The sequence below is a fragment of the Pseudomonas sp. NPDC087626 genome (assembly GCF_044743405.1).
GTDB lineage: Bacteria > Pseudomonadota > Gammaproteobacteria > Pseudomonadales > Pseudomonadaceae > Aquipseudomonas.
This window is the reverse complement of sequence record NZ_JBIUWJ010000008.1, coordinates 175142-190750: the sequence shown is the minus strand read 5'-3', so window position 1 is coordinate 190750 and position 15609 is coordinate 175142. Positions and strand designations below refer to the sequence as shown.

Annotated in this window: 15 protein-coding genes; 3 read left to right on the top strand and 12 right to left on the bottom strand. The window is 60.8% G+C overall.

Translation table 11 applies throughout. The features are described from left to right. Positions 1-225: 225 nt before the first annotated feature. The 9 genes from msrQ to mrcB form a co-directional block, all read right to left on the bottom strand. Positions 226-846 (bottom strand): protein-methionine-sulfoxide reductase heme-binding subunit MsrQ, encoded by a 621-nt coding sequence (msrQ, locus tag ACIOVD_RS09590; protein ID WP_095166612.1) that lies wholly within the window; start codon positions 844-846, stop codon positions 226-228. Further along, on the bottom strand, positions 846-1859 hold the full coding sequence (gene msrP / locus ACIOVD_RS09585) for a protein-methionine-sulfoxide reductase catalytic subunit MsrP (RefSeq protein WP_401127306.1): 1014 nt from the start codon (positions 1857-1859) through the stop codon (positions 846-848). The genes msrQ and msrP overlap by 1 nt, the downstream gene beginning before the upstream one ends. Before the next feature lie 63 nt (positions 1860-1922). After that, entirely contained in the window at positions 1923-2780 is an 858-nt protein-coding gene (gene pssA / locus ACIOVD_RS09580) for a CDP-diacylglycerol--serine O-phosphatidyltransferase (protein WP_095166608.1), read from the bottom strand. Positions 2781-2925: 145 nt separating this feature from the next. Next, entirely contained in the window at positions 2926-3942 is a 1017-nt protein-coding gene (gene ilvC, locus ACIOVD_RS09575) for a ketol-acid reductoisomerase (protein ID WP_007948647.1), read from the bottom strand. A gap of 48 nt (positions 3943-3990) precedes the next feature. Beyond that, positions 3991-4482 carry an acetolactate synthase small subunit gene (gene ilvN, locus ACIOVD_RS09570; protein ID WP_003176102.1) on the bottom strand — a complete coding sequence of 164 codons (492 nt, stop codon included), beginning with the start codon at positions 4480-4482 and terminating at the stop codon, positions 3991-3993. Positions 4483-4484: 2 nt separating this feature from the next. After that, the gene (locus ACIOVD_RS09565; RefSeq protein ID WP_095166633.1) at positions 4485-6209 is read right to left on the bottom strand and encodes an acetolactate synthase 3 large subunit; all 1725 of its coding nucleotides are present in this window, start codon (positions 6207-6209) and stop codon (positions 4485-4487) included. A 483-nt stretch (positions 6210-6692) separates the two neighbouring features. Next, on the bottom strand, positions 6693-7028 hold the full coding sequence (locus tag ACIOVD_RS09560; protein ID WP_401127303.1) for a YqcC family protein: 336 nt from the start codon (positions 7026-7028) through the stop codon (positions 6693-6695). Next, positions 7028-7777: a hypothetical protein gene (locus ACIOVD_RS09555; RefSeq protein ID WP_095166604.1), complete on the bottom strand. Its 750-nt coding sequence runs from the start codon at positions 7775-7777 to the stop codon at positions 7028-7030. Before ACIOVD_RS09555 ends, ACIOVD_RS09560 begins: the two co-directional genes overlap by 1 nt. Before the next feature lie 16 nt (positions 7778-7793). Beyond that, positions 7794-10118 (bottom strand): penicillin-binding protein 1B, encoded by a 2325-nt coding sequence (gene mrcB, locus ACIOVD_RS09550; RefSeq protein ID WP_320333023.1) that lies wholly within the window; start codon positions 10116-10118, stop codon positions 7794-7796. Between the two features lie 117 nt (positions 10119-10235). Here mrcB and ACIOVD_RS09545 point away from each other — a divergent pair, with 117 nt between their 5' ends. From ACIOVD_RS09545 to ACIOVD_RS09535, 3 genes are all read left to right on the top strand, one after another. Next, positions 10236-11792 (top strand): AAA family ATPase, encoded by a 1557-nt coding sequence (locus ACIOVD_RS09545; protein WP_401127301.1) that lies wholly within the window; start codon positions 10236-10238, stop codon positions 11790-11792. 93 nt (positions 11793-11885) lie between these two features. Next, entirely contained in the window at positions 11886-12230 is a 345-nt protein-coding gene (locus tag ACIOVD_RS09540; RefSeq protein WP_095166598.1) for a pentapeptide repeat-containing protein, read from the top strand. A gap of 224 nt (positions 12231-12454) precedes the next feature. After that, entirely contained in the window at positions 12455-12727 is a 273-nt protein-coding gene (locus tag ACIOVD_RS09535) for a TfoX/Sxy family protein (protein ID WP_095166596.1), read from the top strand. 261 nt (positions 12728-12988) lie between these two features. On the opposite strand, the gene ACIOVD_RS09530 is transcribed toward ACIOVD_RS09535, so the two are convergent. From ACIOVD_RS09530 to ACIOVD_RS09520, 3 genes are read right to left on the bottom strand one after another with little or no spacing between them, the layout of a single operon-like run. Next, positions 12989-13840 carry a ChaN family lipoprotein gene (locus ACIOVD_RS09530; RefSeq protein WP_401127299.1) on the bottom strand — a complete coding sequence of 284 codons (852 nt, stop codon included), beginning with the start codon at positions 13838-13840 and terminating at the stop codon, positions 12989-12991. Positions 13841-13849: 9 nt separating this feature from the next. Then, positions 13850-14617 (bottom strand): heme ABC transporter ATP-binding protein, encoded by a 768-nt coding sequence (locus ACIOVD_RS09525; protein WP_095166591.1) that lies wholly within the window; start codon positions 14615-14617, stop codon positions 13850-13852. Next, complete coding sequence (locus tag ACIOVD_RS09520) at positions 14617-15600, bottom strand: iron ABC transporter permease (protein WP_162530239.1); 984 nt, start codon at positions 15598-15600, stop codon at positions 14617-14619. The genes ACIOVD_RS09525 and ACIOVD_RS09520 overlap by 1 nt, the downstream gene beginning before the upstream one ends. Positions 15601-15609: the final 9 nt, after the last annotated feature.

The following is a 15609-nucleotide window of genomic DNA, read 5'->3' as shown; positions in this document are numbered from 1 at the left end:
ACTTCAACCACTTGCGCTTCCGATCACTCGGTAGCGGGAGGCGAATTCTACAGCGTTACACGCTGCTGTCAACACCTCTTTTTCAACTCCTTTCGCGCTTCGATGAACTGAAGCAACCTGCTGCCGAAAACTGCGTAACTCATTGTTTACCAAGGAGTTTTCCGTTTCGACTGCGCCGGAAGTGGGGCGAATTATAGACACCTGAGATCTGCCGTCAAGCGTTAATTAAGCTTTTGTTGCAGAAGGTGCCTTTTTACCCTTTAGACGCGGAATTCGCCGGGCAATGGCAGGCACACGCAAGACTAATAGCAGTGCACCTATAGAGGCATAGATCGCCCACTCTTTCAGGTCCGCACGAACTATCCATAACATATGCAGCAAACCAAGCCCCAAAATCACGTAGACCAGGCGGTGCAACTTCCTCCAGCGCACACCCAATCGTCGCTGACTGTATCGATTGGACGTTGCCGCCAGCAGGAGCAACCCCACCAGGCCGAGACTGCCAACAATAATGTATGGCCGCTTGCTCAGCTCCACCCCCAACTGCGACCAGTCCAGGCCAAGGATAAATACCAGGTAGGCAGACAGATGCAACACTGCATAGGCAAAACTCCACAACCCCAGTTGCCGCCTCACCGCAATCCAGCCCGCCCAACCGCTCAATTTCTGCAAAGGCGTCATGCTCAACGTAATCAAGAGCAGCGTCAGGGTTCCCAAACCCAAGCGATCGACCAGCACCTTGCCCGGGTCAGGCCCCAACGCCGAACTCCAGGCTTCATACAACCAGAGCAGCGGCCACACCGCCGCCGCTATGAAGACGGCACTGCGCCACAACACAAACCGCATCAGTAGTTCGTCCTCAAGTCCATGCCTGCATACAGGCCGGCAACTTCATCTGCGTAACCATTGAACATCTGGGTGGCACGCACATTGGGCTTGAACAATCCGCTGGGCAAACGCCGCTCCCGCGCCTGGGTCCAGCGCGGATGATCGACAGTGGGGTTCACATTGGCGTAGAAGCCATACTCATCCGCGGCAATGCTCTGCCAGGTGGTTTTTGGCTGCTCGCTGACCAGACTGATGCGCACGATGGATTTGACACTCTTGAAGCCGTACTTCCACGGCACCACCAAGCGCAATGGCGCGCCGTTCTGGTTAGGCAATTCACGCCCGTACATCCCGACTGCCAGGATCGCCAGCGGATGCATCGCCTCATCCAGGCGCAGCCCTTCTATATAAGGCCAGTCGATCAGGGCAAAACCGGAGCGCTGGCCCGGCATGCTCTGAGGGTCCTGCAAGGTTTCGAAGCGAATGTACCGGGCCTTGGAAGTGGGCTCGACATGCTTGAGCAATGCAGAAAGAGGAAAGCCGATCCAGGGGATCACCATCGACCAAGCCTCCACACACCGCAGTCGGTAGATGCGCTCCTCCAACTGATAGGGTTTCATCAGGTCTTCCAGGGCATAACGCCCCGGTTTCCCCACCTCCCCGTCTACCACCACGCTCCAGGGTTCGGTTTTCAAGGCGCCGGCATTGGCGGCCGGATCCCCCTTGTCGGTGCCGAACTCATAGAAGTTGTTGTAGTGGGTCGCATCCTTGAACGGCGTGATCGACTCATCCTTGACGTTGACCGCCCCCCAACGAGTCGCCGGGAGTTTCTCGTTGAACCAGGCTGGCGCCTTACCCGGCTCGACGTCCGGGTATCGCGCGACGTCATCGGCGCTGGCCCAGCGCGGCAGACTGCTGGCAGCCATTACGCTGACTGCACTGCCCAGCACGCTGCGGCGAGATATATAGAGGGATTCAGGCGTGACGTCCGACTCAGGGCAGTCGGACGATTTGGGGAATTTGAATAACATGACAACTCCGCAGCATTGGAGGACTGATGCACCAATAGACTGCGGAGTATGGAGGAAATTACCTCACTCGGCTTTTTTGTGCCGGCGAAGGTGTAACAAGTACTGCACCGGACCAGAGGCGGCATAGGCGAGGAACACCAGGAGCAGAATGCGCGGCGGATCGCTGAACACCACGGCAAACACCAGCACCACCGCCAGGATCGCCACAAAAGGCACACGCCCCTTCAGGTCCAGCTCCTTGAAGCTGTTGTACTTGATGTTGCTGACCATCAACATGCCGGCCGCAGCCACCATCAGCGCCACCAGGAAGGACATTTTCGAGCCCTGGATCCCGTAGTCACTGAAGGCCCAGACGATACCCGCCACCACACCCGCGGCAGCCGGGCTGGCCAGGCCGATGAAGTAACGCTTGTCCGCGGTCCCCACCTGGGTGTTGAAGCGCGCCAGACGCAAGGCCGCGCCGGCCACATAGATGAAGGCAACCATCCAGCCGACCTTGCCCATATCGCCCAGGGCCCAGCCGAAGGCCAGCAACGCCGGTGCAACACCAAAGGCAACCATGTCCGACAGCGAGTCGTACTCGGCGCCAAAGGCACTTTGGGTATTGGTCATCCGCGCTACCCGGCCATCCAGGCCGTCGAGCACCATGGCGACAAAGATCGCGATTGCCGCGAAAGCAAAGTACTTGCTCGCGCCGGCAGCATCACCGGCACTCAAGGCGCTCTGCGCGCTCATCGAGTTAATGATGGAGTAGAACCCCGCGAACAGGTTCGCGGTGGTGAACAGATTCGGCAGAAGATAGATACCACGATGCCGGACTTTACGGCCTTCAGCATCATGCCCTTCTTCGATGTGCTCATCGATGGGCAGCAGGCTTTCGGCGTCAGAAGCCTGGTTTGGCTCTTCGGGACGTTCGCTCATGGACAGTACCTTGCAACGGTGTGGAAATTTTTGACAGGTGTCTGCGTCAACGGTTCGCAGCACAAACGATGCAGCTTTATACCAGAACCAGCCCGCCAAACGAAAAAACGCGGCATAAGCCGCGTTTTTCGTACAGGGTCGTGACTTAGTTTTTGGCTTTGTCGACGATCTTGTTGGCACCGATCCACGGCATCATCGAACGCAGTTGCTCGCCGATGATTTCGATACCGTGTGCAGCGTTGTTACGACGCTTGGCGGTCATCGAAGGGTAGCCGGTTGCACCTTCGCTGATGAACATCTTGGCGTACTCGCCGTCCTGAATGCGTTTCAGGGCGTTGCGCATGGCCTGACGGGATTCGGCGTTGATGACTTCCGGGCCGGTCACGTACTCGCCGTACTCGGCGTTGTTGGAGATCGAGTAGTTCATGTTGGCGATACCGCCTTCGTACATGAGGTCAACGATCAACTTCAGTTCGTGCAGGCACTCGAAGTAGGCCATTTCTGGCGCGTAGCCAGCTTCAACCAGGGTTTCGAAACCGGCTTTTACCAGCTCAACGGTACCGCCGCACAGAACGGCTTGTTCGCCGAACAGGTCGGTTTCGGTCTCGTCCTTGAAGGTGGTTTCGATGATGCCGGTACGACCACCGCCAACGCCAGCCGCGTAGGACAGTGCAACGTTTTTGGCATTGCCCGAAGCATCCTGGTAGATCGCGATCAGGTCAGGAATACCGCCGCCCTTGACGAACTCGGAACGCACGGTGTGGCCTGGAGCCTTCGGCGCGATCATGATCACGTCGAGGTCAGCGCGCGGCACAACCTGGTTGTAGTGGATCGCGAAGCCGTGGGAGAACGCCAGGGTGGCGCCTTTCTTGATGTTCGGCTCGATTTCGTTCTTGTACAGGGCAGACTGGAACTCGTCCGGGGTCAGGATCATGACCAGGTCGGCAGCTGCAACAGCGGAAGCCACGTCAGTCACTTTCAGGCCGTGAGCTTCAGCCTTGGCAACGGTAGCCGAACCTTTACGCAGGCCAACGGTAACGTCAACGCCGGAATCTTTCAGGTTGCACGCTTGAGCGTGACCTTGGGAACCGTAACCGATGATGGCAACTTTCTTGCCCTGGATGATGGACAGGTCGCAGTCTTTTTCGTAATAAACTTTCATGAAATTCCCCTATATATCCAGGCCGTTCAGGCCAATCGCTAATTTGGTTTAGATGCTGAGTACTTTGTCGCCGCGGGCAATACCGGTTACGCCGCTACGGACGGTTTCCAGGATCGAAGCGGTGCCAATGGACTGGATGAAGCTGTCGAGCTTGTCGCTGGTACCGGTCAGTTGAACGGTATACACGCTGGCGCTGACATCTACGATCTGCCCACGATAAATATCCGTAGTGCGTTTGATCTCGGCGCGCTGGGCACCGGTAGCCTTGACCTTGACCAGCATCAGCTCGCGCTCGATGTGCGCGCTTTCCGACAGGTCGACCAGCTTGACCACTTCGATCAGCTTGTTCAGGTTCTTGGTGATCTGCTCGATGACTTCATCGTGCCCTACGGTGGTCAGCGTCAGACGCGACAGGGTCGGGTCTTCGGTAGGTGCCACGGTCAGGCTTTCGATGTTGTAGTTACGCTGCGAGAACAGCCCGACTACACGCGACAGAGCGCCCGGTTCGTTTTCCAGAAGCAAGGAAATAATGTGCCGCATGATTAAGTACGCTCCGTCTTGCTCAGCCACATATCGCGCATGGAGCCGTCTTTGATCTGCATCGGGTAGACGTGCTCGCTGGTGTCGACCGAAATATCGATCACGACCAGGCGATCCTTCATGGCAAACGCTTCTTCCATCTTCGACTTGAGGTCTTTCGAGTCGGTGATGCGCACGCCGACGTGACCATAGGCCTCGGCCAGCTTGACGAAGTCAGGCAGCGACTCCATGTAGGAGTGCGAATGACGGCTGCCATAGCTCATGTCTTGCCACTGGCGAACCATGCCCAGCACACCGTTGTTGAGGATCACGATCTTGACCGGCAAGCCGTACTGCAGGCAGGTGGACAGCTCCTGGATGTTCATCTGGATGCTGCCTTCGCCTGTGACGCAGGCAACATCGACATCCGGGAAGCTCAACTTGATACCCATGGCCGCTGGGAAACCGAAGCCCATGGTGCCCAGGCCGCCGGAGTTGATCCAGCGGTTTGGCTTGTTGAACTTGTAGTACTGCGCCGCGAACATCTGGTGTTGACCCACGTCGGAGGTCACAAAGGCATCGCCCTTGGTCACTTCGCACAGGGTCTCGATCACGGTCTGCGGCTTGATGACGCTGCCATCGCCCTTGTCGTAAGGGAACAGGCCACGATCACCGCGCCACTCGTCCACTTGCTTCCACCAACTGGCAACGGACTCCTTGTTCGGGGTCTCGCCGATTTCCTTGAGGATCGCGACCATTTCGTTCAGGACGCTTTCCACCGGGCCCACGATTGGCACGTCGGCCTTGATGGTCTTGGAGATCGAAGCCGGGTCGATATCGATGTGGATGATCTTGGCATTCGGGCAGAATTTCGCCGGGCCGTTGATCACTCGGTCATCGAAACGCGCGCCGACCGCCAGGATCACGTCAGCATGGTGCATGGCCAGGTTGGCGGTGTAGCTGCCGTGCATGCCGAGCATGCCAATGAACTGACGGTCGGTGCCAGGGTAGGCACCCAGGCCCATCAGGGTATTGGTTACGGGCAGGTTGAGCATCTGGGCCAGTTCGGTCAGCGGCGCGGAGCCGCCACCGAGGATCACGCCGCCACCTGCGTACAACACAGGACGCTTGGCCGCCAGGAGCATTTCTGCCGCCTTGCGGATTTGCCCGGAGTGACCACGAACAGCCGGGCTGTAGGAACGCAGCTTGGCTTTTTTCGGGAAGACGTATTCGAACTTCTCGGCCGGGTTGGTCATGTCTTTCGGAATATCGACAACCACCGGACCAGGACGACCGGATTGCGCCAGGTAGAACGCCTTCTTCATGACTTCCGGGATTTCCGAAGCGTGCTTGATCATGAAGCTGTGCTTCACGATCGGCCGGGAGATACCGATCATGTCGGTTTCCTGGAACGCGTCGGTGCCGACCATGGTGCTAGGCACCTGACCGGAAATGATCACCATTGGAATCGAGTCCATATAGGCGGTGGCAATCCCGGTAATGGCGTTTGTGGCGCCTGGACCGGAAGTCACCAATACCACGCCGGCTTTACCGGTGGCACGGGCATAGCCGTCAGCCATATGGGTAGCCGCTTGTTCGTGGCGAACCAGGATGTGAGTCACTTCCGGTTCTTTGAACAGGGCATCGTATACATGAAGAAGAGCACCACCCGGGTACCCGTAGATATATTTGACGCCTTCGTCACGCAAAAAGCGGACGAGCATCTCACCGCCAGATAAAAGCTCCACGTTGTTCACCTCTAAAACGCCAGAATACCGCCCACATAAGGGGACGGGTCTTAATAGGTTTACTTCTCAGCAGAGCATGAGCGACGGTGGTCGCCGACTACGTCAGCACTGACTGAGCAAGTATTGGGAGCGTCCCAAGTGTTGCGGGACTTTCCCACCCAGCGCGAGGTAACGCGTTGCGGGTGTAACAGGTCGGCGCGGATGTGCGCCTCATGATCTGCTGAGCGGGCCTGCTTCTGGCAGTCCCTCTACAGCGGACTTTGGATTCTTCTGTTTCGCCCTCTGCAAGTCAAGCCGTCAATGTGCTTAATTCGAACTAAGCGCATGAGAACGCAAGAAAAAACCGCCAAACCCCAGGTCGGATTATTTCAATTGCGCAGTTTTGGCAGGAAAATGGCATACGAACGCACCGGTCGCGGCGCACAGAGGGGATTTTCTGGGGGATTGAACGTCACCGCCAGCAGGACGCTGGCAGTGAGCACATCAACTGGAGGCGCTGATCAGTTGGTCGAACTCTTTGAGCAGAACCTGCAACTGACGATCCCGGCCCTGGACATCGCGGGCGGCGAAGACCATTTCGGCCATCTCCTGAATCCCCGAGGCATTGGGCAAGGGCAGATCCTGTTCGAGGATCAGCTTCATACGTGGCAGGAAGACCCATTGCAGCCACTGCTCGAAGTCCAGGGTGTCGACCGAAAACGGCTCGACGCTGGACAGCGCCTGCGCAGAAGGCGAAACCTCGTCCCACCAGCCCTGGACCCGCAATTCGCGCTCGATCAGCAACAGTTGCTCGGCAATCTTCGGAAAACGTTGATCCATCACAGCGTAACCTTGGCCTTCTGCCGCGCCTGGGCCGCACCGGCGGCATCGCCCTGCTGCTCACGCGCCTGGGCGATCAACCCCCACAGGCTAGCCTGCAAGTCAGGACGGCCATTGGCCAGGGTCAAACCACGACGGGCGAACTGCTCCGCCTGGGGCGCATCGCCTTGGGCCATGCGCACTTGCGCCAGGCGATAGAGCACTTGCGGCTCACGCGGGGCTACCCGCTGGGCCCGCTCAAGGCTCGAAGACGCGCCATTGAGGTCACCACCCGCCTGTTGCTGCTGGGCCGTGGTGAGCAAGGCCAGCACCGGACCGTCCAACTGCTCGTCAGCCGACAGGCCACCGGCCGCGCTGCTGGCAGAAGGCACGCCGCTCGGCGTCGGCGGCAGGCTGTAGCTGGTGCTCGGTACGAGCGGGCCACTGTCGACCGGCCCCGGAGTAATCGGCCCGGAACTGATCGGCCCTGGGGTGATCGGCTGGGTGCTGATCGGCGTCGAGGTCGTGGCGCCGCCCCCTGGCACCATCACCACCACACCGGTATCACCCTGTGGGATGGCCTGGACCTGGCCCTGTGTCGGGCGGGTCACGGTGGTCTTGCGAAAGCCGCCGTTGGCAGAGAGCCGCTCGCTGTTGGACACCGCAGTGCCCGAATCGACCACCGGAATCGAGCCGCGCTGCACGGTCGAGCAGCCACTGAGCAAAGTCAGAGCCGTCAGCGTCACCGCTGGAATAAACCACTTGTTCACTTGAAACCCTCTCTGCTTAATTCATCCAGCCCTTGACCCAGTCCATCACCGATTCGCCTGAAGCGGGGTCTGTGCCACCGCAGGCGGCGCCGGGAGGCGGTTCGCTGCCGCGAATATACGGCATCTGCACCGCGCCCGGGCAACTGGCATCCGAGCCCTGCCCGGTCCGCGAATCGACCCAGGCCTGCACGATGTTGTCCGGCTGTGGCATGTCCAGCGGCAGCGGGTCGGCCTTGCGCATGAAACTGCTCCAGACCTGCAGCGCACCGGTGGCCCCGGTGAACGGCGTCTTGCCGTTGTCATCGCGGCCCAGCCACACCACCGCCAGCAGATCCTGGCTGAAACCTGCGAACCAGCTATCGCGCGAATCGTTACTGGTACCGGTCTTGCCTGCCAGGGTCAACGTCTTGGGCAGCACGTTATAAACCGAACTGCCGGTACCCTCGCGCATCACCCGCTGCATGGCGCTCTGGATCAGATAAATGGACGCAGGATCAAAGCGCTGCTGGATCTGGAATGGATAACGCTTGAGCGGCTCGCCCTCGGCCGTCAGCACGCTGCGAATCCCGCGCATCGGCGTATTAAAACCACCGTTGGCCAGGGTCTGGTACATGGTTGCCACTTCGATCGGCGTCAAGGCACCCGCCCCCAACAACATCGACGGGAAGGCCGGGAACTCACGCGTGACGCCGAGGCGGCCGAGGGTCTTCAGGACATTCGGCACCCCGACTTCCAGACCCAGGCGTGCGGTCGAGAGGTTGTAGGAATGCGCCAGCCCCTGATACAGGAAGACCGTACCGTGGGACCGACGATCATAGTTCTGCGGTTTCCAGACCTGGCCATCGGCGCCTTTTACCGAGAACGAATCGTCGGACAGCCAACTGGTCAGGGTGTACTTGCTCGGCTTCTCCAGCGCCGTCAGATACACCGCTGGCTTGATCAGCGAACCGATCGGGCGCACCGCATCCAGCGCCCGGTTGAACCCGGCAAAGCCGGCCTGGCGACTGCCAATCATGGCCTGTACTTCCCCGGTTTCCGGGTTGGTTACCACCATTGCCGCCTCGACCTCGTCCGCACCTTTGCGTCCGGAAAGACGCTTGAAGGTGTCGTTGACCGAAGCTTCCGCTTTCATCTGCAGGATCGGGTCGAAGCTGGTGAAAATCCGCAGGCCTTCTTCCGTCAAGTCTTCGTCGCGGTAGTCTTCGCGCAGTTGACGCTTGACCAGGTCGATAAAGCCCGGGAACGAACTGTCGGCCAGCTTGCCGCGGGTGGTCACACCCAGTGGCAGTTTTTTCGCGGCTGCCACCTGCTCGGCCGTGGCCACGCCCTGTTGCTCGAGGACATCCAGCACCAGGTTACGCCGCTCAAGCGCCCGCTCGGGGTTGCGCCGCGGGTTGTAGTAGGACGGCCCCTTGACCATGCCCACCAGCATGGCCACTTGATGCAGTTTCAGCTCGGACAACGGCTGGCCGAAGAAGAACTGACTCGCCAGGCCAAACCCGTGCACCGCGCGCTGGCCATCCTGACCAACGAACACCTCATTGAGGTACGCCTCAAGAATTTCGCGCTTGTCGTAATGCAGCTCAAGCAACATCGCCATCATCGCTTCGGTCAGCTTGCGGCTCAGGCTGCGCTCGTTGGTCAGGTAGAAGTTCTTGACCAATTGCTGGGTCAGCGTGCTGCCGCCCTGGGTCATTTTGCCGCCAGAGGTGTTGACCCAGACGGCCCGGGCAATCGATTTGGGCGACACACCCCAGTGGCTGTAGAAATCCCGGTCCTCGACCGCGACCAGGGTTTCCAGCAAATAGGGCGGGACCTGATCGAGCTTGATCAGAATCCGATCTTCGAGATTTTTCGGGTAGATCCCGCCGATCAGCAACGGCTCCAACCGCACCACGGACAGCTTCGACCCGTTCAGCGCGGACAGCTCGGCCACGTAGTCGCCGGAGAAGCGCACACGCACCGGCTGGGCCTTCTCCATGCCTTCATAGAACTGGAAACCACGGGTATTCAGGTCCACGGTATTGCCACTGACTGCCGCCGCACCCGGGCCATTGGCCACGCTTTCGCGGCGATAGCCCAGGGCATCGAGTTCCGTGAGGAAATCTTGCTTGCTGAGCTTTTGTCCGACGAACAGCTCCAGCGGACGGGCGTAAACCTTGGCTGGAATGGTCCAGCGCTTGCCGGAGAACTTCTCCTGGACCACGGCATCAAGGTAAACAGCAAAGCCTGCCAGCACCACGAGGCCGACCAGACTGAGCTTCAGGGCCCAGCCCAGCCAAGGGCTCAGGCCTTTGGAGGGACGTTTTTTAGCAGTGCGGGGGGATCGGGTACGAGTCATGGCGGCGGATTATACGCACTTTATTCCTGATCAACATGAGCCCCGCGAGGTTTGCGTTGGCCCCGCTTGCGGCCATAATGGCGCCCTTGAATTTTTCCAGACTCTGAAGGATCGCCCGTGAGCCAATCCCTGATCGCTGCCCTGCAAAACCCGGCCCTCTACCCGCATCCGGTAGACGGATTCCAGGTCATCGAGACGCACATCTCCTGGGTGCTGCTCACCGGCCCCTACGCCTATAAAGTGAAAAAACCGGTGAACTTCGGCTTCCTCGACTTCACCACGCTCGACGCTCGCGAGCACTTCTGCGCCGAGGAACTGCGCCTCAACCAGCGCCTGACCAACGACCTGTACCTGGAAGTCTTGCCGATCACCGGCAGCGCTGAAGCCCCCCAACTGGGCGGCAGCGGTCCGGTACTGGACTACGCGCTGAAAATGCGCCAGTTCCCGCAAAGCCAACTGCTCAGCACTCTGCAGGCCAACGGCGAGCTGACCACCGCGCACATCGACGCGATGGCCCAACAGATTGCCCGCTTCCACCTCGAAGCGCCGCGCGTTCCGGCCGACCACGAAGCCGGCACACCGGACAGCGTCATGGCCCCGGTACAGCAGAACTTCGAGCAGATTCGTCCGTTCCTCAACGACAAGGCCGACCTGCTGCAACTCGAAGCCCTGCAAGCCTGGGCGCAAAGCAGCTTCGAGCGCCTCAAGCCGCTGCTGGCCCAACGCAAGGCCGAGGGTTTCATCCGCGAATGCCACGGTGATATCCACCTGGGCAACGCCACCGTGATCGACGGCAACGTGGTGATTTTCGACTGCATCGAATTCAACGAGCCGTTCCGCTTCACCGACGTCTATGCCGACACCGGTTTCCTCGCGATGGACCTGGAAGACCGCGGCCTGAAAAGCCTCGCTCGCCGCTTCATGAGCCAGTACCTGGAGCTGACCGGCGATTACCAGGGCCTGGAGCTGCTGAACTTCTACAAAGCCTACCGCGCCCTGGTGCGCGCCAAGGTCAGCCTGTTCAGCATGCCTGCCGATGCGCCCCCCGTGCAGCGGGCCACTACCCTGCGCCAGTACCGCAACTACGCCAACCTGGCGGAAAGCTACAGCACCATCCCATCGCGCTTCCTGGCCATCACCCACGGCGTCTCGGCAGTCGGCAAAAGCCGCGTGGCCATGCGCCTGGTTGAAGCGCTGGGCGCCATCCGCCTACGTTCCGATGTCGAGCGCAAGCGCCTGTTCGGCGAGCAACAGGTACCCAACGATCCACAAGCCGGCATCTACGGCGCCGACGCCAGCGCCGCCACCTATGCACGCCTGCACGAGATTGCCGACGTGATCCTGCGTGCCGGCTTCCCAGTGGTGCTCGACGCCACGTACCTCAAGCGCGAGCAGCGCGATGGCGCGGCGCACGTTGCCGAGGCCACTGGCGCACCCTTCCTGATTCTTGACTGCAACGCGCCCCAAGCCGTGATCGAGAGCTGGCTGGCCCAGCGCCAGGCCGACAAAAACGATCCATCCGACGCCAACCTGGCCGTTATCGCCGCTCAACAAGCCAATCGCGAAGCCCTGACGCCTGCAGAGATTCTCTGCAGCAAACGGGTGCAGACCAACGAAAGCGGGACCCTGGACACCGTCGTCGCCCAGATCCGCCAGCGCCTGCCAGGCCTGTAAACACGCGAGGTAACCGGCGTGAGGTCGTGATGACCTCACGCCGGTTACGTAGTGGCACTATACTGGCGTCATAAATCCAACACGGTGACGCCCATGAGCCAGCCCACACTGCTCGATACCCCGCTCTACGCCCTGCTGCACAAAGACGACATCCACGGCTTCAATCGCGAACGCCCACAGAACGGCACCATCGACATGGTGGGCGGTGATTTTCGCGGCCTCGATCTGCGCGAACTGAACGCTGCAGGCATTGATTTCAGCGATGCCTACTTCCGCTCCGCCGACCTGCGCGGCATTGATTTTCGCCAGGCCTCCCTGGAAGGCGCGAGCCTGGCCCATGCGCAAATTTCCGGCGCCTACTTCCCGCCCGAACTTTCGGCCGACGAAATCCTTATGTCGATGAACTTCGGTACCCGCCTGCGTTACCGCACCCGCTAATCCGACTCACACCCACTGAGCCTCTGGCGCCGCCACGGGGCCGGACTTGGTGCGTCGTTTTCACGACACCCGCCCCCGTCGCAACGCCTCTCGCAGAGCCATCTGGCACATGGCCTTAGAAGCTTTTGCGTTCAAACCGACCAAAGAACTACGCTTTTCCTACTGACCGCTACACTCCTCAAAGGTCCGCCCAACGCACTCTTCGCCCATCGCAAGGAGGCTTGATGAATGACGAACTGCAACACCTGAAGAATCTTGGCAAGACGTCGGCGCAATGGCTGCATGCCGTAGGCATTCACAGTGCTTCGGATTTGCGCCGGCTGGGGGCGGTGGATGCTTACAGGGCGGTACGCACCCGCGGGTTCCGCGCATCGAAGGTGCTGCTGTACGCGATCGAGGGGGCACTGCTGGACATGCACTGGAACGATATTCCCGCCGAACGCAAAGACGCCCTCAACAAACAACTGGAAGCCATCTCGTCCCGACAAAAGAATTGAGCCCGTTCGACAGCGGGCAACCCCAGGGTTTAAAGGGGTTTCAAACAAGCGTTTAGAGAAATGAAAAAGAATTCGAGAATCATCCGTTGACTTAGAAATGAGAATCGTTATGATTATCACAACTGGTCGCGAGATCAGCTGATCTTCTGGAAGACCATTGGTTCGGACTCTCAGATTATCTCCTCATCAGGCTAATCACGGTTATTTGACCCGGCTCTTGCCGGGTCTTTTTTTGCCTGTCGATTACCCACCGTCAGTCGCTCACTGGCGCATTGAGGCGCAATAATCCTGCACCGGCCGGACGGCCGTGTACCAGGCGTAATCCGCCGAGGCCGTTGCCACTGGCTGACCTTTCTCCGCCAGCATCAACACCACCGCTGGCGGGCGCGCGTCGAGATCTGCCATGTGCACCGGCACCCCGAGATCCAGGCGAGCGTGATAACCACCGGCCAATAGCATGGCGGGCGTCGGTGCAATCATCAGGCGCTCGGCCATTCGCCGATCGCGGTGTTGCTGCACGGCCAGCATCGCCGGCATCTGGCTCTCGGGTAGCAGGCCGCAATGGGATAACGCAATTTGCGCCAGCAACGACGCCCTGACCGAGGCCGCATTCGAGCGCCCACCGCTCAGGGCTGGTGCCTCTTTGTAGAGACGCCGCACCTCAGGCCCATCGAGATTGGCTGCCAGCAAGGGATAAGGCTGGGCCAAGGCATAACGCACAATCGGGCCATACAGACTCCAGTCCCAACCCGGCTGCCAGGCCAACGCGGCCGGCAGATCAGCCGGCCATTGCCCCGGGCTGCGTGCGCGCAGTTGATCGACCGCGGCCTGTTGCCCGGGGGTGAACATTTCCAGCAACAGACTGCCTTGCGCCCGGCGCTGGGCCAACGCGTGCAACAGCCATAGTTGGACCTGGTGGTGATCAGGGTTGTCATGCTGCTCGCCGACGATCACCCGGGGCGCTGCGGCCAAACGCTCGACCAGCGCCTGGGCCGTCAGTGTCTGCCCGCTGCGCAGATCGACAATCTCGCCAGCAGGCTGACCTACGCCTGTCGGCACCCCGCTCTGGCAGGCCGCCAGCAGCAGGCACAACATAATCAGGATTCGACCCATGAGCTCACCTCAACGAGCAATGATCAGCGGATGCCCACGCTCCGGGTGCGGCTGCACCAACACCTCCAGGCCGAACACCGCCTGCAGCGACTCGGGGCGCAGTACCTGTTGCGGGGTGTCCAGGGCATGGGGGCGACCGTTTTCCAGGAGCAGAATGCGGTCACAGTAGCGCGCGGCCAGATTCAGGTCATGCAGGATCACCAGCACCGCCGCACCGCGATCGGCAAACTGGCGCACGGCCTGCAACGTTGTGTGTTGATGCAAGGGGTCGAGCATCGAGGTTGGCTCATCGAGCAGCAAGGTCTGCCCTGCTTCACCCGGCCATAGCTGCGCCAGCACCCGCGCCAGGTGCACCCGCTGGCGCTCACCACCCGAGAGTGCGGTGTAGCTGCGCCCGCTCAAGTGGGCAACGTCAGCTGCTTGCAAGGCCGCGGCGACAATTTCGTCATCTCGCTGGCGGCCGGTCTGATGCGGCAAGCGGCCCATGCCGACCACCTCCTCGACGCGGAAGGCGAAATCCAGGGTCGAACTCTGCGGCAGCACGGCCAGGCGCTGCGCGCGCTGGGCGCCGTCCCACTCACTCAATGGGCGCTGGTCCAGCCAGACGTGGCCATGATCGGCACGCAGTTCCCCACACAGGGCTGCCAGCAAGGTGCTTTTGCCAGCACCGTTGGGGCCCAGCACACCAAGCACCTCGCCTGGGTTGAGCGCAAGGTCGATGTCCGCCAGGACGATGTTGCCGCCTCGACGGATCTGCAGGTTTTCCACGCGCAGCATCAGGCACGACCTCGCAACAACAGGAACAGAAAGAACGGTGCACCAATGAACGCGGTGACGATGCCGATTGGTAATTCCGCCGGTGCCAGCGCCAGGCGCGCCACCAGGTCGGCCAGCAATAACAGGCTGGCACCCGCCAGGATCGAGGCCGGCAGCAACACCCGATGATCGGGTCCGGCCAGCAACCGCACCAGGTGCGGCACCACCAGGCCGACAAAGCCGATCATCCCCGCCGCCGCGACAGCCGCACCCACCCCTAGCGCAGTGCAGAACACCAGTTCGCGCTTGAGCCGCTCGACATTGATCCCCAGGTGACTGGCCTCGGACTCGCCAAGCAGCAGCGCATTCAATGCCTTGGCCCGGCGCGGCAACCATAGCGCCACCACCACCGTCACCAGCAGCAAGGGCCAGAGCCGCGCGTAGCTGGCGCCATTGAGACTGCCCAGGTTCCAGAACGTCAGGGTGCGCAAGGTCGCATCGTCGGCCAGATAAGTGAACAAGCCCACCGCCGACCCCGCCAACGCCGTCAGGGCGATGCCCGCCAGCAACATGGTCGCGACGTTGGTCTGGCCGTTGCGCCGGCCCAGACGATAAACCAGCGCCGTCACCCCCAGGCCGCCGAGGAAGGCACAGATCGACAACAAGTACGGACCGATCGCCTCCGGCATTCCGCCAAACAACGAACCACCGACAATCGCGATCGCCGCGCCGAGGGCCGCGCCACTGGAAACCCCCACCAGACCCGGGTCCGCCAGCGGGTTGCGGAACAGCCCCTGCATCGCCACCCCAGACAGGGCCAGGACGCCACCCACCGCCAGCCCGAGCAAGGTACGCGGCAAACGGATCTGCCCGAGTATCAGCTCGGCCTGCTCCAGGCCATCACCGGCAATCGGCAACCCGAGCATACGCAGGGCCGCCCGCAAGGTGTCCAGCAACGGCAAGCTGACGGGGCCCAGGGCCAGGGACAGCCAGGTCGCCAGCACACACAGCAG

Bases quoted from the DNA above. Each gene is read 5' to 3' on its own strand.
- msrQ (WP_095166612.1), bottom strand. From the start codon at position 846: ATGCGGTTTGTGTTGTGGCGCAGTGCCGTCTTCATAGCGGCGGCGGTG.
- ilvN (WP_003176102.1), bottom strand. From the start codon at position 4,482: ATGCGGCACATTATTTCCTTGCTTCTGGAAAACGAACCGGGCGCTCTG.
- mrcB (WP_320333023.1), bottom strand. From the start codon at position 10,118: ATGACTCGTACCCGATCCCCCCGCACTGCTAAAAAACGTCCCTCCAAA.
- msrP (WP_401127306.1), bottom strand. From the start codon at position 1,859: ATGTTATTCAAATTCCCCAAATCGTCCGACTGCCCTGAGTCGGACGTC.
- ilvC (WP_007948647.1), bottom strand. From the start codon at position 3,942: ATGAAAGTTTATTACGAAAAAGACTGCGACCTGTCCATCATCCAGGGC.
- ACIOVD_RS09535 (WP_095166596.1), top strand. From the start codon at position 12,455: ATGAATGACGAACTGCAACACCTGAAGAATCTTGGCAAGACGTCGGCG.
- pssA (WP_095166608.1), bottom strand. From the start codon at position 2,780: ATGAGCGAACGTCCCGAAGAGCCAAACCAGGCTTCTGACGCCGAAAGC.
- ACIOVD_RS09560 (WP_401127303.1), bottom strand. From the start codon at position 7,028: ATGGATCAACGTTTTCCGAAGATTGCCGAGCAACTGTTGCTGATCGAG.
- ACIOVD_RS09540 (WP_095166598.1), top strand. From the start codon at position 11,886: ATGAGCCAGCCCACACTGCTCGATACCCCGCTCTACGCCCTGCTGCAC.
- ACIOVD_RS09525 (WP_095166591.1), bottom strand. From the start codon at position 14,617: ATGCTGCGCGTGGAAAACCTGCAGATCCGTCGAGGCGGCAACATCGTC.
- ACIOVD_RS09530 (WP_401127299.1), bottom strand. From the start codon at position 13,840: ATGGGTCGAATCCTGATTATGTTGTGCCTGCTGCTGGCGGCCTGCCAG.